Genomic DNA, 26,112 nt, shown 5'->3' on the forward strand with positions numbered 1-26,112 from the left:
CGTACCCTCTCAGGCCCGTATTGCCTGACAGAGCCCGTTCGAATGCTCAATGACAAGGAAAGTCCTTTTACCCTGACCCTGACCGACAGCGGTCTGTGCCTGCCAGTGGTGCGCTTTCACGGCGAGGAAGCGCTCAACCAGCCCTACCGTTTCGACATCGAAATGATCGGCCTGGCCCCCGCCGTGGCGCCGGGTACATTGCTGCATCAACCGGCATTTCTGCGCCTGGACGACCATCATGGGATTCACGGCGTGATCGACAGTGCCAGTTGCGAACATCGAGGCACACATCGCATCGGCTATCGACTGACCGTGGTGCCGCACTTGCAGAGGCTGGCCCAGCCGAGCAAACGGCGAGTGTTCGTGCAACTGAGCGTGCCGCAGATCCTTCAGCAGTTGCTCACGGAAAATGCCTTGCCCGTCGAGGGCTACCGGATTGAAATGAGCGTCGGGCAATACCCGATCCGGCCGTTTTGCATCCAGTACGAAGAAAGCGATCTGGCGCTGCTGGACAGGCTGTGCGAAGAGGAAGGCATTCACTATCACTTCGAACACCGGGTGGACGGGCACATTGTCGTGTTTGCCGATGACAGCCTGAGCTTGCCGCAAGTGCCGGTGCTGGTTGCGTTCAAGGCTTGCGAGCAAACGCCGTCCCCCAGCGTCAGTGCGCTGTACCAGCATCACCACGCTGCGCCCATCGCCACGCTGCCTGCGGTGCGTAATCGAGGACAGCAAGCGATCAGCAACGATGCCGCCAACCACATCACGGCTAATCCCCTGCCGCCGATACCTTCTCTCGAACAACGTCACCACGAACAGCGCAGCCGTCGACAGCTGGAACGGCAACGCTGCCAGCATCGCACGATCAACGGCCGCTCTGACCGGGTTGGCTTGCTCAGTGGGCATCTGCTGCAAGTGTCGGCGCATCCGATCAGCCATTTCAACGAACAATGGCGACTCACCGCAATACGCCATCATGGGCAACATCCGTCGATTCTGGATCCGGCACCGCCTCTGCACCGTTACCACAACGATTTCACCGCCCAGCCCTGGTCGACCGACTACCGTCCCGCGCTCAAACAAGCCCGCCCGACCCTCGCCGGGTATCACCTGGCACAGGTGCTCGGACCCACCGGGCAACCGGCGCGGCTCGATGAACAAGGTCGAGTCGCCGTCAGGCTGTGGCCCTCGGAACAACCACAAACACTTGATAGCGACGCGTTATGGCTGCCCATCGCCCTGACGCGAGCCAATGGTCGACTTTCACCGGACGAACTGCCCTGCGCCGGCAGCGAAGTGTGGGTGAGCTTCCTCGACAGCGACCCGGACCGACCGATCCTGTGTCTGGGCAACTCGCGCAAGCCGACACCTCGCGAACCACCGCCTGCGCGCGACAGCCTGTTGCTCGACTGGCTACTCAACAGCGCTGCCCGCTGATCCCTGCGGCAGCTCCTGCATCAGCAAGCAGTGCTTCAACCTTTGTCAGCCTTGCCCGCCGCGGCGGCGAATTTGGCCAGGCGCACGTCGAGATGCCGAGGTCGCCGCCCGTGATCCTCGGCGCGCTCCTTGCGGCGGATGGCGTTGCGCACCATCAGCGAGCCGAAGTAACGGATCGGCTCCGGCGGGAAGTAGCCCAGCGGCCCGTTGACCAGCGGCGAACGCGTCCATGGATTGTCCAGGCCTTGCACCAGCGAAGCGAGAATCTGCCCGCCCATATGACACGGGCCGACGCCGCTGCCGGAATAGCCGAAACCGTAAAACACATTGCCCGCGCTGCTCATCTGGCCGAAGAACGGCAAACCGGTGACCGAGCGATCCGACGGGCCGTTCCAGGTGGCATCGACTTTCACCTCGGCAAAGGCCGGGAAGAAGTCGGCGAGACTGTTTTTCAGCAGGCCGGCATAAGGCGATGGCTGATCGAACACCGGCAGCATGCGCCCGCCAAACGCGAAGGTGTTGCCACCCTTGCCGAGCATGATCCGGCCGTCCGGGGTGTTGTGGTAGTAGTGCACGAAAATCCGCGAGTCGAGCACGGTGACGCCACTGGTCAAACCGATTGCCTGCAACAGATCCGGGCGCGGTTCGGTGATCAGCATGTCGCTGGAAACGATCGCCACACTGCGTTCGAACTGCGGGAAGGCACGGGCCATCCAGGCGTTCATCGCCAGCACCACGCGATCGGCGATCACCGCGCCATTCGGCGTCTGCAAACGTGCCGGGCGTCCCTCTTCGAGACCGGTCATCGCTGTGCTTTCGTGAATTTTCACGCCCAGTTGCAACGCCACTCGACGCAAGCCACGCACAAGTTTGCCCGGTTGCACACTGGCCGCTGCCGGCGAGAACCAGCCTTCAAGATGCTTGCTCGAACCGGCCATGCGCTGCACATCGGCCAGCGGACGCTGGGTGAACGAGTTGATGCCATGACGCTCCAGCGCCGCGATCACCGCATCGGTCGAGCCGACTTGTGCACGATTGGTCGCGGTGTACAGCGTGCCGTCGAGGCGGTAGTCGGCATCGACGCCGTACTGCTCGCAGAACGCGCCGATCGCATGGATGCTGCGTTCCGATTCCTTGACCAGACGTACCGCTTCCTCGACGCCAAACAAGCGCTCAAGGGTGAAATATTTCGCCGACCACGACAGCGCACAACCACCGTTGCGCCCACTGGCGCCGGCGCCGCAGATGTCCGCTTCGATCAGCAACACATCGAGTTCGGGGTTCTGTTGCTTGAGCATGATTGCCGTCCACAACCCGGTGTATCCGCCGCCGACGATGCACACATCGGTGCGTACTTCGCCTTGCAACGGCGGGCAGGTTTCAGAGGTGTCGGCCTGCAAGGCCTGCTCCAGCCAAAACGGTCTCATGGGGTTTCTCCAGTCAGTTGGCCGCGCCACAGCCTGCCGCGAGCACCGCAGCAAGCCGCGAGGCAAAGGGTTTCAGGAACGCAGAGGTTTGATGGTCAAACGACAATTGGGGATCGAGGCGCGCGGTTCCATGACGCCGACCGGACGGCTGTTCCAGTGCGGGATCAGCACCAGTGCCGAGAACAGCGCGCAGCCGGCGAAGACGATGAATACCGTCACCGAATCGAAGTAACCCGGCAGCAAACCGCCGAGCACCGCGCCGACCGAGCCGCAGCCGTTGACGAAACCGGCCGCCGTGGCACCGGCCTTGGCTTTGCCGAAGTCGATCGCAGCGGCGCCGCTGATCATTGAATCCGGGCCGTAGAGGGTCAGGCCCATGACGAACAGCAGCGCAACCACCAGCAAGACACTGCCGGTGTGCAGCGCGCCCATGAACAGCGCCAGCGTCACGGTCAGCGCCAACAGGCTCAAAACGCAGGCTGGCATGCGCCGCGCACCGAACAGCTTGTCCGAGGCCAGCCCGATCAGGATCGGCCCGAGCAATCCGGCCAGTTCGAACGAGGTGGGAATGATCGCTGCGCCGACCTTGCCGACACTCGGCATCTGTTCAAAAACAATCACCGGCCCCCACAACAGAATCGCGTAACGCGCCGGTTTCAACATGAAATACGCCAGGCCCAGGACGAGCACCGTGCGGTTACGCAGGATTTCCTTCAACGGCTCCCACACGCTGAGCTTACTGTTGGCTTCGGTTTCTTCCGCAGTCAGTTCAGGCTCCGGCTCGACCGCCGCCAAGCCGACGTCTTCGGGTTTGTTGCGCTGGAAAATAAAGAACAACACCGCCACCACGGCGACCACCACCGCGCTGGAAATGAACGCTGCGTGCCAGGTGCCCATCAAGGTATACGCCCACCAACCGGCGAAGGGCGACGCCACCAGGCCACCAAAGGCGTAGCAGGAACTCCACAACCCCAGCACCCGCCCGCGTTGTTGGGAAGGAAAGAAACTGCCGAGGTTCTTGCACAATCCCGACCACCCGGTGGACTGCGCCAGGCCCTGAATCAGCATGCAGGTGGCGAAGATCGGCAACGTGGCGAAACTGCCCATCACCAGCGCCGCAGCGGCAGAAATCAGCAAGCCACCGAGCACCACGACCCGTGGGCCAAAGCGGTCGGCGAGCATGCCCCAAGTGAATTGGCCGATGGCGTAAGCCGCCAGATAGATCGCATCGAGGTTGGCCATGGCCATCTTGTCGAGCATGAAGGTCGGATCTTCGGCAATGCCCAGTTTGGCCACCGAAAACGCTTTGCGGGTGAAGTAGAACGCGGCGTACGCCAGCCAGGTAATCGCGAAAATCTGCATGCGCCAACGCGCAATGGTGCCGATGTGCTTGTTCATGGTGGTTCTGACCTCAGGGTGTGAGTGTGCCGGCAGAATCGTTAAGCAAAACGCCTGTGTTTTTTATTGTTGAGCACTGCGATATCGCTCTATCCCTCTGGCGATACCGGTCAGATGAGGCCTGCTGTTGCACGCACAGGCTCATGGCCACTGCGGCTACTCGATCGAGCGGTCAGCGATGGCGTGAGCGGATCAAAGCAATTACTGTTTAATAAATAAAATCGATTTATCGTATTTCACACATAAGCTCAGCTTGTTACTGACTTAACGATCAGGTGACTTCATGTCGGTTTCCCACGCCCAACTCAAAGCCTTCCACGCCGTGGCCGTGCATGGAAGCTTCACCAAAGCCGCCGAGCGCCTTTTTCTCACGCAACCGGCGATATCCGACCAGGTGCGCAAACTCGAAGAGCGTTTCGGCGTTTTGTTGTTTCACCGCAACAAACGTTCCGTGCGCCTGACGGATCTGGGCGAACGCTTGCTGGCGATCACCCAGCGCCTGTTTGTAATTGAAGCCGAAGCGCAGGAGTTGCTGCAGGAATCTCAAGCCTTGCAGACCGGCAGCCTGATTCTGGCGGTGGATGCGCCGGTGCACGTGCTGCCGCAGATCGCGCGGTTCTGTGAGCGTTATCCGGGGATCAGCGTGAAGATCGAGACGGGTAATACCGATGAGTCGCTGTTTCGCCTGTTCAACTATCAGGCGGATTTGGCCCTGCTCGGGCGTGATGTCAGTGATGAACGCTTGCTGTGCGTGCCATTGCGCAATGATCCGATGGTGGCGTTCGTGTCACGCAATCATCCGTGGGCCGAGCGTGAATCGATTTGCCTGGAAGACCTGGATGACACGCCGCTAGTGCTGCGAGAACACGGTTCGGTGACCCGGCAGACGCTGGAAGAAGAAATGGCCCGGGCGGGGTTTCGCATTCGCCCGGCGATTCAGGTTGAGGGCCGGGAAGCAGCGCGTGAGGCGGTGGTGGTCGGAATTGGCGTGGGCGTTGTTTCGGCAGCAGAGTTTGGCGCGGATTCACGGGTGTGTGCGTTGCCGATCGTCGACTGCACGCGACGGCTGACGGAGACACTGGTGTGTTTGCGCGAGCAGAGTTCGCGGCGGGTGGTGGCAACGTTTCTCGATATGGTCCGCGACAGCCTGAATTGACACCGACGCCAGTGTAGGAGCTGCCGAAGGCTGCGATCTTTTGATCTGATCGTTCCCACGCTCTGCGTGGGAATGCCTCAACGGACGCTCCGCGTTCGGCTTTGGATGGGACGCAGAGCGTCCCGGGCTGAATTCCCACGCAGAGCGTGGGAACGATCACGGAGCGGCCGGCGCAAGACCGAAAAACGCCTGAATCAGGCGCAATTCCCGCCGCCGCTCCATGCAGCCGATCATGTGTCGATTGACCAGCCCCTCGCCGACAATCGGTATCGCCGCCACACGCGGGTCATGGCTGACCTCCACCGAGGACACCACGCCAACGCCCAACTCGGCGGCGACGGCCTCGGTCACCGCTTCACGGCTGTCCAGTTCCAGTAACACGCGCGGCTGAATCGATGCCTGCTCACACGCCTGATCAAAGGTGCGGCGGGTAATCGAACTCGGCTCGCGCAACACCATGATCACTTGATCCAGCTCTTTGAGTTTTACGTCCCCGGCGCGCGCCGCCCACGGATGCCCCGCCGGCACCAGTGCGCAAATCCGCGACTCGCTCAAGGCTTGCAGATGCAGGCCTTTGCGCGGCTCAACTTCAGTCAACACCGCGACATCGGCGTGTTCCGACAACAACGCCGCCAGCGTTTCCTGAGCATTGCCCAGCCGCAGATTCACGGTGATCCCCGGGTAGCGTGCGCGCAGACTGGCCAACATCGGCATGACCATGTGCGGACCGTCCGCCGCTACCTCCAGCCGCCCCGTGAGCAATTGCCGGTTGGCCTCGAGCATCGTTTGCGCCTCTTCCGCCAAACCAAACATCGCCCGGGTAATCGCCGCGAGCTTGGTGCCCTCCTCGGTCAATTCCACTCGTCGCGCGGTGCGCCGCAACAAGGTGATCTGGTAGTGCTCCTCCAGTGCCTTGATGTGCCCGGTGACCGCTGGCTGGCTGATGAACAACCGCGCGGCAGCACGGGTGAAGCTGCCTTCGCGGGCCACGGCGTCGAACGCGCGCAACTGGAACAGGTTCATGAATAACTCTCACTGATGGTTGGCATAACAACAAACAATTTGATTGATGCAACGGCGAATTGCAACGTATGCCCCGTAGCTTCATCCCACAGCGCTATCCGAGGACACACGAATGAGTATCGCCGAACCCATCCTGCTCACTCCCGGCCCGTTGACCACTTCGGCCCGCACCCGCCAAGCGATGATGGTCGACTGGGGGTCATGGGATGACCGCTTCAACCAACTGACCGCCAGCCTTTGCGAACAATTGCTGGCGATCCTCAACGGTGCCGCGACCCACCACTGCGTGCCGTTGCAGGGCAGCGGCACCTTTGCCGTCGAGGCGGCCATCGGCACATTGGTGCCGCGTGACGGCAAAGTGCTGGTGCTGATCAACGGCGCGTATGGCAAACGCCTGGCGAAGATCTGCGAAGTGCTCGGCCGCTCTTTCAGCACTTTCGAAACCGCCGAAGACGAGCCGACCACCGCTGCTGACGTCGATCGTCTGTTACGCGCTGACCGGGACATTAGCCACGTCGCACTGATCCACTGCGAAACCAGCACCGGCATTCTCAATCCGCTGGCGGAAATCGCCCACGTCGTCGAACAGCACGGCAAACGCCTGATTATCGACGCCATGAGTTCCTTCGGCGCACTGCCGGTGGACGCACAGAAAGTGCCGTTTGACGCGCTGATTGCCGCGTCCGGAAAGTGCCTGGAAGGTGTGCCGGGGATGGGTTTTGTCTTCGCTCGCAAGGAAGCGCTGGCCGCTGCCGCCGGGAATTCCCACTCGCTGGCGATGGACCTGTTCGACCAGCACGCTTACATGCAGAAGACCGGTCAATGGCGCTTCACTCCGCCGACCCACGTGGTCGCGGCGCTGCACGAAGCGCTGCTGCAATACAACGAAGAAGGTGGCCTGCCGGCGCGGCATGCGCGTTACGCCGCCAACTGTCAGGCGCTGATGGAAGAGATGGCCAAACTCGGTTTGCGCAGCTTCCTGCCGGCGGCGATTCAGGCGCCGATCATTGCCACATTCCATGCGCCGCAAGATCCGCGTTATCAGTTCAAGGACTTCTATGAGCGCGTGAAGGCCAAGGGCTACATCCTTTATCCCGGCAAATTGACTCAGGTCGAAACCTTCCGTGTCGGCTGCATCGGCCATGTCAGCTCGGCGCAAATGCGTGAAGCCGTGGCGGCGGTCGGTGAAGTGCTGCGCGAGATGGAAGTCCTCGACATCTAAACCCCACCACCAATCCCTTGTAGGAGTGAGCCTGCTCGCGATGAAGCCGTGCCAGTCGACGAAGATGTTGAATGATCAACCGCGATCGCGAGCAGGCTCACTCCTACAGTTTGAATTGCATTGCCCACACAGGAATTGATTGCCATGAACTATGTAAATCCAGACAAGCTGCAAGCCGCGATCCTCGACTGGGCCGGTACCGTGGTCGATTTCGGCTCGTTCGCGCCGACGCAGATCTTCGTCGAAGCCTTCGCCGAGTTCGACGTGCAGGTCTCCATCGAGGAGGCGCGTGGCCCGATGGGCATGGGCAAGTGGGACCACATCCGCACCCTCTGCGACCAGCCGCAAGTGGCCGAGCGTTATCGCAAAGCGTTCGGCCGCACGCCGACCGATGACGACGTCACCGCGATCTACAACCGTTTCATGCCGCTGCAGATCGAAAAGATCGCCGAGCACTCGGCGCTGATTCCCGGTGCGCTGGAGACCATCGCCAACCTGCGTCAGCAAGGCATCAAGATCGGCTCGTGCTCCGGCTACCCGAAGCAAGTGATGGATAAAGTCGTCGAACTGGCCGCCACCAACGGCTACGTCGCTGATCACGTGGTCGCCACCGACGAAGTGCCGAACGGCCGTCCCTGGCCGGCCCAGGCCTTGGCCAACGTGATCGCGCTGGGCATCGACGATGTCGCGGCGTGCGTGAAGATCGACGACACCGTGCCGGGCATCCTCGAAGGTCGCCGCGCCGGGATGTGGACTGTTGCACTGATCTGCTCGGGCAATGCGCTGGGTCTGGATTACGCCGGTTTCCGTGCCTTGGGCAGTGATGAACTGGCCAGCGAACGCACACGCATTCACGCGCTGTTCGAAGGCTCGCGCCCGCACTACATGATCGACACCATCACCGATTTGCCGCAAGTGATTGCCGACATCAACAAGCGTCTGGCCAGGGGTGAGATGCCGCAATCGAACTGATTCCTGCCGCTCGCCTATAAAAAAACGCCAGTGTCTGAACGACGCTGGCGTTTTTTATTGGCAAAGCCCTGATTCAGCGCATTGAAAGTCCGATCAGCCTCAGGCAAATCCGCCAAAGCGGATTACAGTTAAAGCATGCCGTCGCACAAGAACGGCAGGTTTGAACCCTGATCTGTGAGGAAACACCGTATGCCGTGGACAAGTTCCGAATCACGCTACAGCACCGTATCGGTCCTGCTGCACTGGCTGATGCTGGTGTTGTTGGTGCTGGTGTACGCCAGCATGGAATTGCGCGGCCTGTTTCCCAAAGGCAGCGGCGGGCGCACGCTGATCCGCGAAGTGCACTACATGCTCGGCCTGACCGTGTTTGTGCTGGTGTGGTTTCGCCTGCTCGCGCGCAGCCTCGGCCCGGCGCCGAAAATCTTTCCCGCCTCGCCACAATGGCAAACCGTGCTGGCGCGACTGATGCACTGGGCGTTGTACCTGTTCATGATCAGCATGCCGATGCTCGGCTGGCTGATTACCAGTGCCGAGGGGCATCAGGTGATGTTCTATGGTTTTGATCTGCCGCTGCTGGTCGCCGAGAACAAGAATTTCGCCAAACAGGTCGAGCACTGGCATGTGCTGATCGGCACGATCGGTTACTGGCTGATCGGCCTGCACGCGCTGGCGGGGATCTATCACCACTATGTGGTGGGCGATAACACGCTGCTGCGGATGATGCCCAAGCGCGGTTGACTCTCAGGGGCTGGTGATAAACCCACGCCGCCCCTGCAAGCCACCGGTGTGAATGAAGATCAGCCGCGTGCCCGGCGCGAATCTGCCGGCCTCGACCTGTTGCTTGAGTGCCAGCAATGCTTTGCCGGTGTACAACGGCTCCAGAGGAACGCCGCTGGCTTGCTCGGTTTGTTCAATGAACGCGAGCAATAGCGAGTCGACCTTGGCGAAACCGCCACGGCTGGCATCGATCAGTTCATAGCCCGCACTGACCTGTCCGGCTTGCTGAACAAGCGCCTCGACCTGCGGCGCCACGCCGTGGTCCTCCGGCACCGCCAGCGCACCATAAACCCGCTGCGCACCCGCCTCGGCCAGCACCAATCCCGCCAGCGTCGTCCCCGTGCCGCAGGCCAGCCACCAGCCGTGATAATCACGCCAGCCCAGCGTATGCAATTGCGCTTGCGCCTGCTGTTGGATGGCGGCACAACCGAGCGCCCCGGCTAATCCACCGCCACCCTCCGGCACCGCATACAGCTGCGGATACAGCTCCTGCCATGGCTGCCAGAATCCCGGCTCGTTTCGCGCTCGGTAACCGCCGTAGCCCAGCCAATGCAATTGCATGCCGAACGCCTGCAGATCCAGCACCGTCGGTGTCTGCTGCGCGTGCCCGCGCAACAGCCCCACGGTTTTGAACTCCAGCCGCTTCCCCGCCGCCGCCAACGCATGCAGATGATTAGAGTGAGCCCCACCGAGACTGATGATGCCTTCGGTACCCGCACGGTCGGCGGCTTTGAGGTGTTCGACGAGTTTGAACCATTTGTTGCCGCTGATCAGCGGGTCGATCTGATCGAGGCGCAGGATGGCGACTTCAATACCGGCGGTGGCGAGCCAGTCGAGCTGAAGGGGATGCAGCGGGGCTTGGGGTAGCCATTGGGAGGGAGGCAAAAGCATGGGCGCTGCATGATCTGGAAAAGACCTCATATTAGTAGGAGCTGCCGCAGGCTGCGATCTTTTGATCTTGATTCAAAAACCAAAATCAAAAGATCGCAGCCTGCGGCAGCTCCTACAGAGGGAGGTTACAGCTCAGCAGCGAGGCGCGAGCCCTGGTTGATCGCGCGCTTGGCATCCAGCTCCGCCGCGACATCGGCACCACCGATCAGGTGCACGTTCTGCCCCGCTTCTACCAGACCGTCGTGCAATTCACGCAGCGGATCTTGCCCCGCGCAAATCACAATGTTGTCCACCGCCAGCACTTGCGGCTCGCCGGTCTCGCCAATACGAATGTGCAGGCCTTGGTCATCGATGCTCAGGTATTCAACGCTGTTGAGCATCTGCACCTGCTTGTTCTTCAGACCGGTACGGTGAATCCAGCCTGTGGTTTTGCCCAGACCATCACCGACCTTGGTTTTCTTGCGCTGCAACAGGAACACTTCACGCGCCGGGGCATGCGGTGCAGCCTTTATCCCGGCCACGCCACCACGGGCTTCCAGTTGCGTATCGATGCCCCACTCTTTCCAGAATGCGGCGCGATCCTGACTGGTGGCCACGCCTTCGTGAACGAGGAACTCCGAGACGTCGAAACCGATACCGCCGGCGCCGATCACCGCCACACGCTTGCCGACCGGTTTGCGCTCAAGGATCACGTCCAGATAGCTCAGCACCTTGGCGTTGTCGACACCCGGAATCGCCGGCACACGCGGGGCAATGCCGGTGGCGAGGATGATTTCGTCGTAACCGCCTTCAACCAGTTTCGCCACATCGACGCGAGTGTTCAGGCATACCTCGACATTCGTGGTCTGCAACTTGCGCTTGAAATAGCGCAGGGTTTCGAAGAACTCTTCCTTGCCCGGCACGCGCTTGGCGATGTTGAACTGGCCGCCAATTTCACTGGCCGAATCGAACAACGTCACCTGATGGCCACGCTCGGCGGCCACGGTCGCGGCGGACAAACCGGCAGGGCCGGCGCCGACCACGGCGATTTTCTTGATCTGCTGCACGGGCAGGTAGTTGAGTTCGGTTTCGTGACAAGCACGCGGGTTGACCAGGCAACTGGTCAACTTGCCGCCGAAGGTGTGATCGAGGCACGCCTGGTTGCAACCGATGCAGGTGTTGATTTCGTCGGCGCGGCCTTCGGCGGCCTTATTCACGAAGTCCGGGTCGGCGAGGAACGGCCGCGCCATCGAGACCATGTCGGCATCGCCTTCGGCAAGAATCTGCTCGGCGATTTCCGGGGTGTTGATGCGGTTGGTGGTGATCAATGGAATGTTCACCGAACCACGCAGCTTGGCCGTGACCTTGCTGAACGCCGCACGCGGCACTTTGGTGGCGATGGTCGGGATCCGCGCCTCGTGCCAGCCAATGCCAGTGTTGATGATGGTCGCGCCGGCCTGCTCGATGGCTTTGGCCAGGGTGACGATCTCGTCCCAGGTGCTGCCGCCTTCGACCAGATCGAGCATCGACAGACGGAAAATGATGATGAAGTTCGGGCCGACGGCTTCGCGTACACGGCGAACGATTTCCACCGGCAGGCGCATACGGTTTTCGTAGCTGCCGCCCCAACGGTCGGTACGGTGGTTGGTGTGCGCGGCGAGGAACTGGTTAATGAAATAACCTTCCGAGCCCATGATCTCGACACCGTCGTATTCGGCGGTTTGCGCCAGTACCGAACAGGTGACGAAATCGCTGATCTGCTTCTCGATGCCTTCCTCGTCCAGCTCTTTGGGCTTGAACGGGTTGATCGGTGCCTGAATCGCACTCGGCGCCACTTGTTTCGGGCTGTAGGCATAGCGGCCGGCGTGGAGGATCTGCATGCAGATCTTGCCGCCCGCCTCGTGTACCGCGCGGGTGACGATGCGGTGTTTGAGTGCTTCTTCTTCGGTGGTCAGCTTGGCCGCGCCGGAGTACACGCCGCCCTCGTCATTCGGGCCGATACCGCCGGTGACCATCAGGCCGACACCGCCCCGGGCACGTTCGGCGAAGTACGCCGCCATGCGTTCGAAGCCACCCGGCTTTTCTTCCAGACCGGTGTGCATCGAGCCCATCAGGGTGCGGTTGCGCAGCGTGGTGAATCCCAGGTCCAGCGGGGCCAACAGGTGCGGGTAATGAGCGGCGGTCATCGGTAACTCCACAACGAGCGATCACGGAAAAATTGCGGGCGCTCTGCGGCCCCCGTCAGTCATGTTCGACAGACTAAGAGTCGCATCGCTGTCACTCAATGACCGTAACTGACAACTTATTGATCGAAATGCGCAGCGCCCCTTGGCAACCAAGCCTATGGGCCCTACCCTTGTCGCCATACCCTGTACCCGGTAGTTGTTGGTTTTCATGCGCAAACTTTTGTACCTGTTCTTTTCCATGGCCCTCGTCGCCGCCCTGACCACCTACGCCATGTGGGCGGCGGACCGGCCGGCCGGGCATTATTTATCGGACCTGCGCATCAAACTGGCGGTCGATCAGGGCACACCGGCCGACCGTGGCAACTTGCTGGGCATCCAGCCCGAACTGTTTCCCACCGACTATCAAAGTCCCGAGCGCCTGCACCGCAAACTCGCGGCCTATCTGCAGCAAGCGCAGGATCAGGGCTTGTTGAACGACAAGACAGTCGTAGTGCTGCCGGAGAATGTCGGCACCTGGCTGCTGCTCAGCGGCGAGAAAGACGAGCTGTATCAGGCGCCGACGCTCACCGAAGCGATGAACTGGCTGGCCGCGAGCAATCCGCTGCTGTTCGCCCGTGCCTGGCTCAGCGCCAGCGGCACCGATCGCCTCAACGACGCTCATCTGCGGATGAAATCCAAAGCCATGGCCAAGGACTATCAGGCGCTGTTCGGCGGTCTGGCCAAAGAGTTTCACGTGACCCTGGTGGCCGGTTCGATCGTGCTACCGGAGCCAAGCATTCGCGACGGCCAGCTCAAACCGGGCAGCGGCGCGCTGTTCAACAGCAGCGTGGTGTTTGGCCGTGACGGCGTGCCGCTCGGTCAGCCGCAACGGCAGATGCATCCGATCTTCGATCAGCGCGAGGTGATCGAAGGCGCCGCCGAGCATGCAATCAACGCGTTCGATACCCCGGCCGGACGCCTCGGTGTGTTGATCGGCAGCGACAGTTGGTACCCGGACAACTACCGCAAGCTCGACGCCCAAGGCGTGCAATTGATCGCGGTGCCGGCGCAGGTGTTCGGCCCCGGTGCGTGGAACCGCCCTTGGCGCGGCTATAAAGGCTCAAGCACACCGGGTTCGGTCAGCCTCAAACCCGGTGAAGTCAGCGAAGGCCAGGCCTGGCATCGCCTGACCCTGACCGCACAACCACCGAGCAGCCGGGCGATTGCCGGTATGAGCGTGTTCCTGCGCGGGCAGTTCTGGGATCAGTCGGGTTCCGGCCAAAGCTTTCTCAGCAGCAACGGCCAGCAGTTCGCCGACGGCGATGCCCGTGGCGCGCGTTTGCTGAATATCTGGTTGTAAGCGATGAAGCCGCTGCCGATGCGTCTGGGCGATCTGTCGGTAGGCTTCGTGCACAGCCTCGCCGATGCGGTGCGCAGCCATGACCTCGACCCTCAACCGCTGCTGGAACAATACGGGCTGGACGCCGCGCGCCTGGCCGAGTCCGGCGCCCGCTTGTCGATTCCACGCTACATGCGACTGGGGCACAGTGCGATCCAACTGACCGGGGATCCGGCGCTCGGCTTGCGAATGGGCCAGCTCAGTCGCTTGAGTCAGGCTGGATTGGCCGGCGTGACCGCCGCACAAGCACCGACCGTGCGCGAGGCGGCGCGCTGCCTGATTCGTTTCGAACCGCTGTACGGCTCCAATTATCGCGGCCAGTCGAGTTTCCACGAAGACGCCAATGGCGCCTGGCTGCGTTTCTATTCGATCAGTCCGTACAACGCTTACAACCGCTTCGTGGTGGATTCGATCATCGCGGGCTGGCTGCATCAGTTGTCCAGTGTCAGCCGCGAATCACTGCGCGCCGAGCGCATCGAAATCGAATTCGATGCGCCGGATTATCGCGACGCCTACAGCGTATTGGGTGATTGCCCGCTCCAGTTCGGTGCCGAACGCAATCAACTGCGTCTGACCCTGAGCAGCCTCGCGCAGCGCAATCCCGAGCATTGCCCGAGCACCTGGCGGCATTTGCTGCAACTGTGTGAACGGGAACTGGAACAACTGACCCGCACCCGCAGCCTGCGCGAGCGCATCACTCAGCTATTGGGGCCGTTGCTCAATGGTGGCCGGGAACCCGACCTGGAAGAAGTGGCGGCGCGCTTGAAGCTGCCGACCTGGACATTACGGCGCAAACTGGCCGAGGAAGGCACGCAGTTTCGCGCGGTGCTCAATGACACCCGCCGTGATCTGGCCATGACCTACATCCGCGACACCGAACTGGCCTTCGGCGAAATCGCTTACCTGCTGGGTTTTGCTTCAGCCGAAGCCTTCCAGCGCGCATTCAAACGCTGGAGCGGTCAGACGCCCGGCGAATTCCGCCGCAGTCATCGGCAAACCGCATAAAACCGCAAGCTACAGACCAGCGCTCAAAGCTCGGTCGCGTCTTCCGCAGGCTCGGGTTGATCCAGTTCAAAAGCGTGGTATTCGAGCAGTTCTTCTTGATAATCGTCCATCGCGTAATCCCCCTACTGCTCTCTTGAATGGGCCTGAACAAATGTTCAGCGCCTCGAGCATAACCTGCCCGTATGAAGGAAAAGTGAAACCCGGCCTTCATCAATAAAACGTAGCAGGTGGTCAGGAATTTATCGCAGGATTTTTGTCTGGGGAATGTAACGAAATTTAAATCACCCCAAGAACTGCTGTGGGAACGAGCTTGCTCGCGAAGGCGGCCAGTTCAGTCACATGCGTGCTGAATGTTCCGACGCTTTCGCGAGCAAGCTCGCTCCCACAGGGGTTGCGGTGAGGCTTGATTATTGGCCGGAGGCTGGCATCGCCGGGATCGGCTCGGATGGCGGCGGGATGTCCGGGTTGGCCGGTGGCGTGATGGTTTCGCTGGCCGGTGCAGGCTCGGCGCTCGGCGCTGGAGTGATCGGCGCCGCCTCTGCCGGTGGCATCACCGGTTCCGACGTCACCGGCGCGACCTCGGCAGGCGCCGGAGCCGGCTCCGCAGCAGGTGCAGGCGTTGCGGCGGGCGCAGGTGTTGGCGTCGGCGTCGGTGTTGGCGCCAGCGCTGCCGGAGCCGCCTTCGCCTCAGGCATACCCAAGTCAGTCTTGGGCTTTTCTTCGATGTGCGCAGCCTTCTTCGCGTCGGCCGGCAGGAACAACTCGACCAAAGTGAAGAAACGCTCATAAAACTTCTGCGAGGTCACGGTTTCGCTGGCCACCTTGACCATCGAATCGTCAGACGAGCCGATCGGCATCGACACCGAGCCCAACACACCCACACCGAGGCTGGCGGAGTTGTTGGTCTTCTTCAGCGCATAACGATCCTGCAAGGCGTTGGCAAACATCGTCGCATGGTGCCCGGCACTGCCGTCATCGGCGCAGACCACATTGAAGCTGATCTCCATATGGGTGTCGCCGGTTTGCTGGAAGCTCTTGTGGCCGCTGACCAGTTTCGGGTCGCTGCTGGTGATGATGTAGCCCTGGCTGAGCAACGCACGGCGAGCCGCTTCGCAGCTCACTGCGTCGGTCACCGGGTAATTGCGTGAAAACGTACCGGAGTCATCGAAGTTCTCATGCTCATACATCGGCTTGTCTTTCGAACAGCCGGCAACAGCGGTCAACAACAGCGCCAACCCGACAACACGCATGGGAGTGGAAATCAACATTGAACATCCTGAGAGAAAACAGTCCGGGGCGTATTGTGCAACAGATCACGACCCTGCGGCGCATGGATTAGTGTCTTAAAGCAGTTACAACGTTATCGACCATCAGTTGCGGGAAAAAGTCGCAACGCCAAGTGATCAATGAACACGCGCAATTTCGCCGTAGCGTGGCGACTCGATGGCCATAGGACCCAGAACTGCCCGGTGTGTTCAAGATAAGCATCGAGCACCCGACGCAAGCAGCCTTGTGCCTCAGCCTCGCGGGTCATGAAATCCGGCAGACAAGCAATGCCCATGCCGGCCAGCGCCGCGTGGCTCACGGCTTCGATGGACGTGCTGACCAACCGCGTCGGCAACGTCGGCTCGGCGGCCCCCTCCGCGCGAATGAGCGGCCAGGTTTCCAGTTTTCCAGTGGCATGAAAGGTATGCCGAAGACACGCGTGTGTCCCCAGATCAGCGGGGGTTTGCGGCTCGCCGCGCTGCGCCAGATAAGCCGGACTGGCCACCAGCACCATGTGAAATTCGCCCAACGGTCGCGCCATCAATCGAGAATCCCGCGGTTTGCTGGTGCGGATCACGGCGTCGAAGCCTTCCTCAACCACATCGACCATGCGATCAGTCAAATCCAGATCCAGTTCAATCTGCGGATACAACGCCATGAACTCGTTCATCACCGGCATCACCAGGCCATGCACCTGCGGCAGGCTGATGCGCAATTTGCCGTGGGGTTTGGCAGCGGCATCGCACAATTCGAACTCTGCCGCCTCGACTTCCGCGAGGATCTTGCGACAGCGCTCAAGAAACAGCGCGCCCTCACTGGTCAGCGTGACGCTGCGGGTGGTGCGTTGAAACAGCCGCACGCCCAGGCGCGCTTCCAGGCGCGCAATGCTTTTGCCCACCGCCGACGATGACACCCCCCTGCAGCCGCCCTGCCTCAGTGAAACTGCGCGTCTCGGCAACCTGAACAAACACCGAAATACTGCCCAGGCTATCCATACCACTCTCCCATTGCTGACATCCGTGTCCGATATGTTCGGAACCTTAACCCGTTTTTCGCCGGTGTGCAGCGCCCTACCCTGTGCTCCTCGTCAACTCTGCACACGGATGCCGGCTCATGAACGACGCACAACTCGATTGCCCCGCACTTGAACACTCTGTCGAACGCCGCGAGCGATTACCCCTTGCCGCGCTGCTGGCACTGGCGACCGCCGGATTCATTACGGTCATGACCGAAGCCATGCCCGCCGGCCTGTTGCCGCAGATGAGCAGCGGATTGAATGTCTCCCAGGCGCTGATTGGGCAATTGGTCACGCTGTATGCGATCGGCTCGATTCTGGCGGCGATTCCACTGACGATCGCCACCCGAGGCTGGCGAAGAAAACCGCTGCTGCTGTCCGCCATCGGCGGCTTTGCCATCGCCAACAGCATTACCGCGCTGTCGGAACTGTACTGGCTAACCCTGATCGCACGCTTTATTGCTGGCGTATTCGCCGGGCTGCTGTGGGCGCTGCTGGCCGGCTACGCAAGCCGCATGGTCGCCCCGCACCTGCAAGGCCGCGCCATCACCGTGGCCATGCTCGGTGCGCCCGTTGCACTGTCACTGGGAATACCCGCCGGCACCCTGCTCGGCACCCTGGTCGGCTGGCGCCTGAGCTTTGCCATCATGACCGCGCTGACCGTTGTGCTGGTGATCTGGGTCCAAGCGCAAGTACCAGACTTCGCCGGCGAACGCGTGGGAAAGCGCATGCCGCTGCGTCAGGTGTTTACCCTGCCCGGGGTGCGATCCGTATTGTTGGTCACCCTCACCTACGTCGTCGCGCATAACTTGCTCTACACCTACATCGCGCCCTACCTGCAGCCTTCCGGGCTGGATACCAATGTCGACCGCGTATTGCTTGTGTTCGGCCTCGCCTCGATGCTGAGCCTATGGATCGTCGGCAGCCTGATTGACCGCTGGCTGCGCGAACTGGTGTTGATCAGTGCCGGTTTGTTCATGCTGTCCGCGATAGTGCTGGGTCTGTGGCGCGATTCACCGAGCGTGATTTACGTCGCCACCGCCATCTGGGGACTGGCGTTCGGCGCCATGCCATCGCTGCTGCAAACCGCCTCGGCGAAAACTGCAAAGGAGGCTGCCGATACGGCGCAATCGATGTTGGTTACCCTGTGGAATGTCGGGATTGCAGGTGGGGGGCTGCTGGGTGGTTTGTTGCTGGGCAACCTCGGAGTCGGAGCGTTTCCGTGGATCGTTGCAGGGTTGTTGGCGTTAACGCTGTACGTGGCGGCAAAGGCTCGGGCCCATGGTTTTCCAACAGCCGTGAGAAAGCGAATGCCCAATTGATTCGGATGCAGCCTGCTGGAAATTGGTCGTCTGGCAGGCCGCCTTCGCGAGCAGGTTAATTCGTATGCGGCCCACGCGGCAAAGCCGCCCCACTCAACAGGATGAGCGTTAGCTCGGCTGCTGCTTTTGATCTTGATCCACCGGTCCCGTCGGCAGGCTGAGTGGAGGGATTTATCCGGGGCTGGGAGCGCAGCGACCGTTTGGCGAAGCCAAACACATCGAGAGGAGGTGCAGCGAAGCAAACCGTAGGCGATGCCCCCGGATGAATCCCGGAGCGAAGGAACCCCGAGCCCCAGCGAGCGGGCCGAACGTCAGGGCAAAGCCTTTTGGGTTACCTTTTCGGCGTTTGGAAAAGGTGACTCGCTGTAAGAGCGAAACCGCCAGCGGGCAGCACCCAAAACAACGGATATTCACCCAAACCCCCAAGAACATGGCCGGCCCAAAGGCCGCCACGACCCAAAGCCCCAAAAAAAAGCCCCGACCATAAGGCCGGGGCTCTCACATCACATCACAGCTCAATCAGACATCAAAACCGCTTGATCTCAGCCTGAGCTTCCAACTGCTTGCGATACGCCGCAAAGTCCTGCTGCCCCTCACGCGAAGCAAGGAAGCGACGGTACTGAGCCTTCTCTTCATCCGTCGGCGCAGCCGCTTCGTTAACGCCGTTCAGACGCACGATCATCAAACTACCGTCCGGCAGAGTCACGCTGGTGAACGTCGGCTTGTCCTTCGCAGCCGGCTTCGGCATACGGAACAACGCTTGCAGCACCGCCGGATCAACACCTTCCTGACCACGGGTGGCCGCTTCAGTGGCTTTCCAGTTCTGACCATCGACCGCTTTGTCCAGTGGAGCCTTGCCATCGCGCAGATCAGCAATCAGCTTCTCGGCCTTGGTCTTGGCAGCCGCGCTGGCGTGCTCTTTGGTCAACTGCGTGCGGATGGCCACATTCACGCTTTCCAGCGGCAGTTGCGCAGGTTTCAGGTGCTCCTTGGAGCGCAGCACGATCACGGTTTCCGGATCCAGTTCGATGGCGGTGCTGTTGGCACCTTCGTCGATCACTTCAGTGCTGAACGCAGCGGTGACAACGGCACGGTTGGCCGCAACACCTTCGCCACCCTCACGGCCGAACGGCTTGGAGGTGTGCACGGTCAGCTTCAGATCCGCCGCAGGCTGAGCCAGATCAGACGCTTCGAACGCCGAGTCTTCCAGTTGCTTGGTCGCCTCGACGAAACGCTGCTCGACCTGTGCGGCTTTCAGCTCGCGGGTCAGCTTGTCTTTCAGGCTGGCCAGGGTCGGCACTTCAGGCGCTTCCACACCCAGCAGCTTGATCAAGTGGTAACCGAAGTCGGTGCGAATCGGCTCGGACACCTGGTCTTTCGACAAGGAGTACAAGGCCTTTTCGAACGCCGGGTCGTACACACCAGGACCTGCATAACCGAGGTCACCACCATTGTTGGCCGAACCCGGGTCTTGCGAGAACTCTTTGGCCAGCGCTTCGAACTTCTCGCCCTTGGCCAGACGCGCCTGGACTTCGTCGATCTTCGCCTTGGCCTGAGCTTCGGTGGTCTTGTCGTTCACTTCGATCAGAATGTGCGCGGCACGACGCTGTTCCGACAGGTTGGCGATTTCTTTCTGATACGCCGCCTGCAGGTCTTCGTCTTTGACCGCAACCTGATCGAAGAACGAGGACTTCTTCAGCTCTACGTAATCGATGATCACCTGGTCCGGAGTCATGAACTCCTTGGCGTGCTCGTCGTAGTAAGCCTTGACTTCGTCGTCGGTCAGTTTGACCGCCGCCGGGTCAGCCTTGACGTTCAGGGTAGCGAAATCGCGGGTCTGCTTTTCCAGACGGGCGAATGCCAGCACTTCGGCGTCAGTGACGAAACCACTGCCTGCCACACCGGCACGCAGTTGGCCGATCAGCATTTCCTGAGCCAGCATCTGGCGGAACTGCATACGGCTGTAACCCAGTTGACGGATTACCTGGTCAAAGCGCTCGGAACTGAACTTGCCGTCCACCTGGAATTCAGGTGTCTGCAGGATCACTTGGTCCAGCGCGCCTTCGGAGAAAGCGAATTTCGCTTGTTCGGCGCCTTGCAGTAGCAGCTTGCGATCGATCAGACCCTTGAGGGCCGATTCGCGGAGCATTTTTTCGTCGAGCAAGGAAGCATCGAAGTCCTTGCCCAGTTGTTGCATCAGCTGACGGCGTTGCATATCAACGGCCTGGCTCAGCTCGTTCTGGCTGATTTCTTCACCGTTGACCTTGGCCGCCTCATTCTTGTGAGTCGTGGCCTGGAAAATGGCGTCGAAACCGGTCAGAGCCATCAGTGCAACGATGACCCCGATAATGGTCTTGGCAATCCAGCCTTGTGAATTGTCCCTGATATTCTGCAGCATGCGTCCCCCAGAAACGGTTGAACTTCAAAATTAGGCAACCGTGGAGCGTGGGTAGAATCCGGATAGAAGAAAGGCGCATCCGAGGATGCGCCTTCTCGTAACTGGCGGAGCGGACAGGGCTCGAACCCTCGATCCCGGCGTTACAGGCAACTGTCTCAGCTACCTGCTCTACCGCTCCGCTGCCAAGTCAGGCATGACCCCGACCCGGATGGGTAAAAACCTGAAAACTTAGTTAACAGCTTCTTTCAGTGCTTTACCGGCTTTGAAACCTGGCTTCTTGGCAGCCGGGATTTCCAGAGTCTTGCCGGTCTGAGGGTTACGACCGGTACGAGCCGGACGGTCCGTCACGGAGAAAGTACCGAAACCAACCAGAACAACGGAGTCGCCAGCCTTCAGAGCGCCAGTGACGGATTCGATTACAGCGTCCAGCGCACGGCCAGCAGCAGCTTTCGGGATATCAGCGGATGCAGCGATAGCATCAATCAGTTCCGACTTGTTCACTCTAAGTCCCCTTATATCTATTTTGAGATGATTCTAAGTTTTTTGGTGAAAGCAAAAACGAGTGCTGAATGGCCTACAGACACTTAAGAGCCGCTTTATAACAAGGGCTCTAAAAAACTGTCAAGGAAGCCCCCCAGGCAAAAGCGTATTAATGCGTGCTAATTCTTTCCTTAGAGTCAGACTCACGTTTTTCGTCCTTGGCAACTATCTCCGGAGCCACATCCGGCAAGGGCTCCGGCGCGTATTGCAGCGCAATTTGCAGGACCTCGTCAATCCATTTAACCGGTTTAATCTGCAGATCCTGCTTGATATTGTCAGGAATCTCCTTCAAATCACGCACGTTCTCTTCCGGAATAATCACGATCTTGATTCCGCCGCGGTGAGCCGCCAGCAGTTTTTCCTTCAGACCACCAATCGCCAGCACCTGACCACGCAGGGTAATTTCACCGGTCATGGCCACATCGGCGCGCACCGGAATCCCGGTCAATGCCGACACCAGCGCCGTGCACATGCCTACGCCAGCGCTAGGCCCGTCCTTCGGGGTCGCCCCTTCCGGCATGTGGATGTGCGTGTCGCGCTTCTCGTGGAAGTCCAGAGGAATGCCCAGGCTCTTGGCGCGGCTGCGCACTACAGTGAGCGCAGCAGTGATCGATTCGACCATTACATCGCCCAGCGAACCGGTCTTGATCAATTGACCTTTGCCCGGCACGACGGCGGCTTCGATGGTCAGCAATTCGCCACCCACCTGCGTCCAGGCAAGGCCGGTCACCTGACCGATCTGATCCTGCTGCTCGGCCAGACCGTAGCGGAACTTGCGCACACCCAGGAAGTGCTCCAGCAGATCAGCTGTCACTTTCACCGAGAAGCGTTTTTCCATCGCGTGCTCTTTAACGGCCTTGCGGCAGACCTTGGCGATCTGACGTTCGAGGCCACGCACACCGGCTTCACGAGTGTAGTAACGGATGATGTCGCGGATCGCTTCTGCGTCGAATTCCAGCTCGCCCTTCTTCAGACCGTTAGCGGCGATCTGTTTAGGCGAAAGGTATTTGACGGCGATGTTGATCTTCTCGTCTTCGGTGTAGCCCGGCAGACGGATGACTTCCATCCGGTCGAGCAGCGCCGGCGGGATGTTCATCGAGTTCGAGGTGCACAGGAACATCACATCGGAAAGGTCGTAATCGACTTCCAGATAATGGTCGTTGAAGTTGTGGTTCTGCTCTGGATCGAGCACTTCCAGCAACGCCGACGCCGGGTCGCCACGCATGTCACTGCCCATTTTGTCGATTTCATCGAGCAGGAACAGCGGGTTGCGCACACCCACCTTTGTCATCTTTTGAATCAATCTTCCTGGCATCGAACCGATGTAAGTCCGACGGTGACCACGAATTTCCGCTTCATCACGCACGCCGCCCAGGGCCATGCGTACGAATTTGCGGTTGGTGGCGTGGGCAATCGACTCTGCCAGCGAGGTTTTACCCACGCCCGGAGGACCGACCAGGCACAACACCGGGCCACGGATTTTCTTCACACGCTTTTGTACGGCGAGGTATTCAAGGATGCGCTCCTTGACCTCTTCGAGACCGTAGTGATCGGCATCAAGAATGTCTTCAGCGCGCGCCAGGTCCAGACGTACCTTGCTCTGGGCCTTCCACGGCACTTGCACCAGCCAGTCGATGTACGAGCGCACCACGGTGGCCTCAGCGGACATCGGCGACATTTGCTTGAGCTTGTTCAGCTCGGCCGTGGCTTTGGCCAACGCGTCTTTCGGCAGACCGGCAGCGTCGATACGCTTTTTCAGGTCTTCGATTTCGTTGTGGCCTTCGTCGCTGTCACCGAGTTCTTTCTGAATGGCCTTCATCTGCTCATTCAAGTAGTACTCGCGCTGACTGCGCTCCATTTGCTTTTTGACCCGGCCACGAATGCGTTTTTCGACTTGCAGCAGATCGATCTCGGCATCCAGCAACGCCAGAACGTGCTCGACCCGGGCCGACAAATCGATGATTTCGAGGATTTCCTGCTTCTGCTCGATTTTCAGCGCCATGTGCGCCGCCATGGTGTCGACCAGACGGCCCGGCTCATCGATGCTGTTGAGCGACGACAGGACCTCAGCCGGGACTTTCTTGCCCAGCTGCACATATTGTTCGAACTGCGACAGCAGCGTACGCACGAACACTTCGGATTCACGCTCGGCAGCGTCGACTTCTTCGATCAGCGACACTTCGGCACGGCAGTGGCCGTCGACTTCGCTGAAGCGCTCGACGGTGCCGCGCTGCTCACCCTCGACCAACACTTTTACGGTGCCGTCAGGCAGCTTGAGCAGCTGTAGAACAGTGGCGATGGTACCTACGCGATAGAGAGCGTCCTCACCGGGATCGTCGTCAGCCGGGTTTCTCTGGGCCAGCAGCAGAATCTGCTTGTCGCCCGTCATCGCGGCCTCGAGGGCTTCGATGGATTTCTCGCGCCCCACGAACAGCGGGATAACCATGTGCGGATAAACCACGACATCACGCAATGGCAGGAGAGGCAATTCGATGGTTGTCTTCATGATTTCGCCTCTACGGCGGCCATATGGCCGTAATCAGATGGAATTGAGCTTGAAACCAAGATGGGGGCTGCCTTGAAAAAAAACAAGCGCAAAGCGGATGTAAAAAATGACATAAAAAAAAAGAGGCCCGAAGGCCCCTTCTTTGTTGCGGCGCAGTGGACGCTTACGCGTCCGGTGCCGCCTTGGCGGTCGGCTCACTGTTTTCGTAGATATACAGTGGCTTGGACTTGCCTTCGATCACGCTTTCATCGATCACGACTTTGCTCACCTCGGACTGCGAGGGGATTTCATACATCGTGTCGAGCAGTACACCTTCGAGAATCGAGCGCAGGCCACGGGCACCGGTTTTACGTTCCAGGGCACGCTTGGCGACCGATTTCAGCGCGTCGGTCCGGAATTCCAGATCCACGCCTTCCATCTCGAACAGCTTGGCATACTGTTTGGTCAGAGCATTTTTCGGCTCGGTGAGGATCTGCATCAGCGCAGCCTCATCCAGCTCATCCAGCGTCGCGAGGACCGGCAGACGACCGACGAACTCCGGGATCAGACCGAACTTGACCAGATCGTCAGGCTCGACTTCACGCAGGGATTCACCGACTTTCTTGCCTTCTTCCTTGCTGCGTACTTCTGCGTTGAAGCCGATGCCGCCCTTGGTGGAACGGTTTTGAATAACCTTTTCCAGACCGGAGAACGCACCACCGCAGATGAACAGGATGTTACGGGTGTCGACCTGCAGAAATTCCTGCTGCGGGTGCTTGCGACCACCTTGCGGCGGTACGGAAGCGACCGTGCCTTCGATCAACTTCAACAAGGCCTGTTGCACGCCTTCACCGGAAACGTCCCGGGTGATCGACGGGTTGTCGGACTTGCGGGAAATCTTGTCGATTTCGTCGATGTAGACAATACCCATCTGGGCCTTTTCTACGTCGTAATCGCACTTCTGCAGCAGCTTCTGAATGATGTTCTCGACATCTTCACCCACGTAACCCGCCTCGGTGAGGGTGGTTGCGTCGGCAATGGTGAACGGAACGTTCAGCAAGCGGGCCAGTGTTTCGGCCAGCAGGGTTTTACCGGAGCCTGTCGGGCCGATCAGCAGGATGTTGCTCTTGCCGAGTTCGACGTCGTCAGCCTTTTTGTCACGCTGGTTCAGGCGCTTGTAGTGGTTGTACACCGCTACGGCCAAAACCTTTTTCGCACGCTCCTGACCAATGACGTACTGGTCAAGGATGCCGCTGATTTCTTTAGGCGAAGGCAATTTATGCGCGCTGCTTTCGGCCTGGGCTTCCTGCACCTCCTCGCGGATGATGTCATTGCACAGGTCGACGCACTCGTCGCAGATAAAGACCGAGGGGCCGGCAATCAATTTGCGCACTTCATGCTGGCTTTTGCCACAGAAGGAGCAATAGAGCAGCTTGCCGTTGTCCTCGCCGTTGCGGGTGTCAGTCATTCGTTCGATCCAAATCCGATAGGCTTGCAACACAAGATGAAGGCTATTGCGGGCTTTTTCAAGCCCGCCGCTGATCAGACAAGCCGACCAAGCCTATTTTGAGCTGCTTATTTTAAGCTGGGCGCTGGTTGATCACTTCGTCGATCAGGCCATATTCCTTCGCAGCTTCTGCACTCATGAAATTGTCGCGATTGGTATCGCGCTCGATTTCTTCCAGAGTACGGCCGCTGTGTTTGGCCATCAGCGTGTTCAGACGCTCGCGAATGAAGAGGATTTCCTTGGCGTGGATTTCGATGTCCGACGCCTGGCCCTGGAAACCGCCCAGTGGCTGGTGAATCATCACGCGCGAGTTCGGCAGGCAGAAACGCTTGCCCGGGGCACCTGCGGTCAGCAGGAATGCGCCCATGCTGCAGGCCTGGCCGATGCAGGTGGTCGACACGTTCGGTTTGATGAACTGCATGGTGTCGTAGATCGACATGCCTGCTGTCACCGAACCGCCCGGGGAGTTGATGTAAAGATGGATGTCCTTGTCCGGGTTTTCCGCTTCAAGGAACAGCAGTTGCGCGCAGATCAGGTTGGCCATGTAGTCCTCTACCGGACCTACCAGAAAGATCACTCGCTCCTTGAGCAGGCGCGAATAGATGTCATAGGCGCGTTCGCCACGAGCAGATTGCTCGACAACCATCGGGACCAGGCCGCCGGCGGCCTGGATATCAGAGTTCTGCTGAATATAAGAATTACGGAACATGCTCTGCAGTCGCTCCCAA

Annotated in this window: 19 protein-coding genes and 1 pseudogene; 8 read left to right on the forward strand and 12 right to left on the reverse strand. The window is 60.0% G+C overall.

Features of this window, described 5'->3' with window-relative positions:
- Positions 1–42: 42 nt before the first annotated feature.
- Positions 43–1,437 (forward strand): type VI secretion system tip protein TssI/VgrG, encoded by a 1,395-nt coding sequence (tssI, locus tag P3G59_RS18750; protein ID WP_277758480.1) that lies wholly within the window; start codon positions 43–45, stop codon positions 1,435–1,437.
- 35 nt (positions 1,438–1,472) lie between these two features.
- Here tssI and P3G59_RS18755 read toward each other — a convergent pair whose 3' ends face one another.
- Both P3G59_RS18755 and P3G59_RS18760 read right to left on the reverse strand, forming a co-directional pair.
- Positions 1,473–2,864, reverse strand: a complete 1,392-nt coding sequence (locus tag P3G59_RS18755; protein WP_277758481.1) for an FAD-dependent oxidoreductase — start codon at positions 2,862–2,864, stop codon at positions 1,473–1,475.
- A gap of 72 nt (positions 2,865–2,936) precedes the next feature.
- Positions 2,937–4,262: an MFS transporter gene (locus P3G59_RS18760; RefSeq protein WP_277758482.1), complete on the reverse strand. Its 1,326-nt coding sequence runs from the start codon at positions 4,260–4,262 to the stop codon at positions 2,937–2,939.
- Between the two features lie 283 nt (positions 4,263–4,545).
- Between P3G59_RS18760 and P3G59_RS18765 the strand changes: the two genes are divergently transcribed.
- Positions 4,546–5,418: a LysR family transcriptional regulator gene (locus P3G59_RS18765; protein WP_277758483.1), complete on the forward strand. Its 873-nt coding sequence runs from the start codon at positions 4,546–4,548 to the stop codon at positions 5,416–5,418.
- Between the two features lie 156 nt (positions 5,419–5,574).
- On the opposite strand, the gene P3G59_RS18770 is transcribed toward P3G59_RS18765, so the two are convergent.
- Positions 5,575–6,441, reverse strand: a complete 867-nt coding sequence (locus P3G59_RS18770; protein WP_277758484.1) for a LysR substrate-binding domain-containing protein — start codon at positions 6,439–6,441, stop codon at positions 5,575–5,577.
- 112 nt (positions 6,442–6,553) lie between these two features.
- Between P3G59_RS18770 and P3G59_RS18775 the strand changes: the two genes are divergently transcribed.
- The 3 genes from P3G59_RS18775 to P3G59_RS18785 all read left to right on the forward strand — a co-directional run bounded on the left by P3G59_RS18775 (position 6,554) and on the right by P3G59_RS18785 (position 9,373).
- Positions 6,554–7,663, forward strand: coding sequence for a 2-aminoethylphosphonate--pyruvate transaminase (locus P3G59_RS18775; RefSeq protein ID WP_277758485.1), 1,110 nt, complete (start codon positions 6,554–6,556; stop codon positions 7,661–7,663).
- Between the two features lie 144 nt (positions 7,664–7,807).
- On the forward strand, positions 7,808–8,635 hold the full coding sequence (gene phnX / locus P3G59_RS18780; RefSeq protein ID WP_277758486.1) for a phosphonoacetaldehyde hydrolase: 828 nt from the start codon (positions 7,808–7,810) through the stop codon (positions 8,633–8,635).
- Between the two features lie 189 nt (positions 8,636–8,824).
- Positions 8,825–9,373: a cytochrome b gene (locus P3G59_RS18785; protein ID WP_277758487.1), complete on the forward strand. Its 549-nt coding sequence runs from the start codon at positions 8,825–8,827 to the stop codon at positions 9,371–9,373.
- 3 nt (positions 9,374–9,376) lie between these two features.
- On the opposite strand, the gene P3G59_RS18790 is transcribed toward P3G59_RS18785, so the two are convergent.
- Both P3G59_RS18790 and P3G59_RS18795 read right to left on the reverse strand, forming a co-directional pair.
- Positions 9,377–10,303 (reverse strand): pyridoxal-phosphate dependent enzyme, encoded by a 927-nt coding sequence (locus P3G59_RS18790; RefSeq protein WP_277758488.1) that lies wholly within the window; start codon positions 10,301–10,303, stop codon positions 9,377–9,379.
- Between the two features lie 125 nt (positions 10,304–10,428).
- A complete protein-coding gene (locus P3G59_RS18795) occupies positions 10,429–12,468 on the reverse strand; it encodes an NADPH-dependent 2,4-dienoyl-CoA reductase (protein ID WP_277758489.1) in 2,040 nt (679 codons plus the stop codon).
- Between the two features lie 208 nt (positions 12,469–12,676).
- On the opposite strand from P3G59_RS18795, the gene P3G59_RS18800 reads away from it, so the two are divergent.
- Positions 12,677–13,807 carry a carbon-nitrogen hydrolase family protein gene (locus tag P3G59_RS18800; protein ID WP_277758490.1) on the forward strand — a complete coding sequence of 377 codons (1,131 nt, stop codon included), beginning with the start codon at positions 12,677–12,679 and terminating at the stop codon, positions 13,805–13,807.
- Between the two features lie 3 nt (positions 13,808–13,810).
- Complete coding sequence (locus tag P3G59_RS18805) at positions 13,811–14,851, forward strand: AraC family transcriptional regulator (protein WP_277758491.1); 1,041 nt, start codon at positions 13,811–13,813, stop codon at positions 14,849–14,851.
- A gap of 407 nt (positions 14,852–15,258) precedes the next feature.
- Here the strand turns inward: P3G59_RS18805 and P3G59_RS18810 are convergent, their stop codons facing one another.
- Both P3G59_RS18810 and P3G59_RS18815 read right to left on the reverse strand, forming a co-directional pair.
- Positions 15,259–16,119 (reverse strand): DUF2242 domain-containing protein, encoded by an 861-nt coding sequence (locus tag P3G59_RS18810; protein WP_277758492.1) that lies wholly within the window; start codon positions 16,117–16,119, stop codon positions 15,259–15,261.
- 92 nt (positions 16,120–16,211) lie between these two features.
- Positions 16,212–17,112: pseudogene (locus P3G59_RS18815) on the reverse strand (LysR family transcriptional regulator).
- Between the two features lie 118 nt (positions 17,113–17,230).
- Here P3G59_RS18815 and P3G59_RS18820 point away from each other — a divergent pair.
- A complete protein-coding gene (locus tag P3G59_RS18820) occupies positions 17,231–18,454 on the forward strand; it encodes an MFS transporter (protein ID WP_277758493.1) in 1,224 nt (407 codons plus the stop codon).
- A gap of 526 nt (positions 18,455–18,980) precedes the next feature.
- Here P3G59_RS18820 and P3G59_RS18825 read toward each other — a convergent pair.
- The 5 genes from P3G59_RS18825 to clpP all read right to left on the reverse strand — a co-directional run bounded on the left by P3G59_RS18825 (position 18,981) and on the right by clpP (position 26,093).
- On the reverse strand, positions 18,981–20,852 hold the full coding sequence (locus P3G59_RS18825) for a SurA N-terminal domain-containing protein (RefSeq protein ID WP_277758494.1): 1,872 nt from the start codon (positions 20,850–20,852) through the stop codon (positions 18,981–18,983).
- Positions 20,853–21,080: 228 nt separating this feature from the next.
- Positions 21,081–21,353: an HU family DNA-binding protein gene (locus P3G59_RS18830; protein ID WP_003183171.1), complete on the reverse strand. Its 273-nt coding sequence runs from the start codon at positions 21,351–21,353 to the stop codon at positions 21,081–21,083.
- 148 nt (positions 21,354–21,501) lie between these two features.
- Complete coding sequence (lon, locus tag P3G59_RS18835) at positions 21,502–23,898, reverse strand: endopeptidase La (protein WP_016986884.1); 2,397 nt, start codon at positions 23,896–23,898, stop codon at positions 21,502–21,504.
- A 163-nt stretch (positions 23,899–24,061) separates the two neighbouring features.
- Entirely contained in the window at positions 24,062–25,345 is a 1,284-nt protein-coding gene (gene clpX, locus P3G59_RS18840; protein WP_003223632.1) for an ATP-dependent Clp protease ATP-binding subunit ClpX, read from the reverse strand.
- A gap of 112 nt (positions 25,346–25,457) precedes the next feature.
- Positions 25,458–26,093, reverse strand: a complete 636-nt coding sequence (clpP, locus tag P3G59_RS18845) for an ATP-dependent Clp endopeptidase proteolytic subunit ClpP (protein WP_007951559.1) — start codon at positions 26,091–26,093, stop codon at positions 25,458–25,460.
- Positions 26,094–26,112: the final 19 nt, after the last annotated feature.

The sequence above is a fragment of the Pseudomonas sp. A34-9 genome, assembly GCF_029543085.1.
GTDB lineage: Bacteria > Pseudomonadota > Gammaproteobacteria > Pseudomonadales > Pseudomonadaceae > Aquipseudomonas.

Coding starts and splice junctions, on each gene's coding strand:
- phnX (WP_277758486.1), top strand. CDS start 7,808: ATGAACTATGTAAATCCAGACAAGCTGCAAGCCGCGATCCTCGACTGG.
- P3G59_RS18795 (WP_277758489.1), bottom strand. CDS start 12,468: ATGACCGCCGCTCATTACCCGCACCTGTTGGCCCCGCTGGACCTGGGA.
- P3G59_RS18805 (WP_277758491.1), top strand. CDS start 13,811: ATGAAGCCGCTGCCGATGCGTCTGGGCGATCTGTCGGTAGGCTTCGTG.
- P3G59_RS18800 (WP_277758490.1), top strand. CDS start 12,677: ATGCGCAAACTTTTGTACCTGTTCTTTTCCATGGCCCTCGTCGCCGCC.
- P3G59_RS18785 (WP_277758487.1), top strand. CDS start 8,825: ATGCCGTGGACAAGTTCCGAATCACGCTACAGCACCGTATCGGTCCTG.
- P3G59_RS18765 (WP_277758483.1), top strand. CDS start 4,546: ATGTCGGTTTCCCACGCCCAACTCAAAGCCTTCCACGCCGTGGCCGTG.
- clpP (WP_007951559.1), bottom strand. CDS start 26,093: ATGTTCCGTAATTCTTATATTCAGCAGAACTCTGATATCCAGGCCGCC.
- P3G59_RS18755 (WP_277758481.1), bottom strand. CDS start 2,864: ATGAGACCGTTTTGGCTGGAGCAGGCCTTGCAGGCCGACACCTCTGAA.
- P3G59_RS18810 (WP_277758492.1), bottom strand. CDS start 16,119: ATGTTGATTTCCACTCCCATGCGTGTTGTCGGGTTGGCGCTGTTGTTG.
- P3G59_RS18820 (WP_277758493.1), top strand. CDS start 17,231: ATGAACGACGCACAACTCGATTGCCCCGCACTTGAACACTCTGTCGAA.
- P3G59_RS18775 (WP_277758485.1), top strand. CDS start 6,554: ATGAGTATCGCCGAACCCATCCTGCTCACTCCCGGCCCGTTGACCACT.
- P3G59_RS18825 (WP_277758494.1), bottom strand. CDS start 20,852: ATGCTGCAGAATATCAGGGACAATTCACAAGGCTGGATTGCCAAGACC.
- lon (WP_016986884.1), bottom strand. CDS start 23,898: ATGAAGACAACCATCGAATTGCCTCTCCTGCCATTGCGTGATGTCGTG.
- tssI (WP_277758480.1), top strand. CDS start 43: ATGCTCAATGACAAGGAAAGTCCTTTTACCCTGACCCTGACCGACAGC.
- P3G59_RS18790 (WP_277758488.1), bottom strand. CDS start 10,303: ATGCTTTTGCCTCCCTCCCAATGGCTACCCCAAGCCCCGCTGCATCCC.
- clpX (WP_003223632.1), bottom strand. CDS start 25,345: ATGACTGACACCCGCAACGGCGAGGACAACGGCAAGCTGCTCTATTGC.
- P3G59_RS18760 (WP_277758482.1), bottom strand. CDS start 4,262: ATGAACAAGCACATCGGCACCATTGCGCGTTGGCGCATGCAGATTTTC.
- P3G59_RS18770 (WP_277758484.1), bottom strand. CDS start 6,441: ATGAACCTGTTCCAGTTGCGCGCGTTCGACGCCGTGGCCCGCGAAGGC.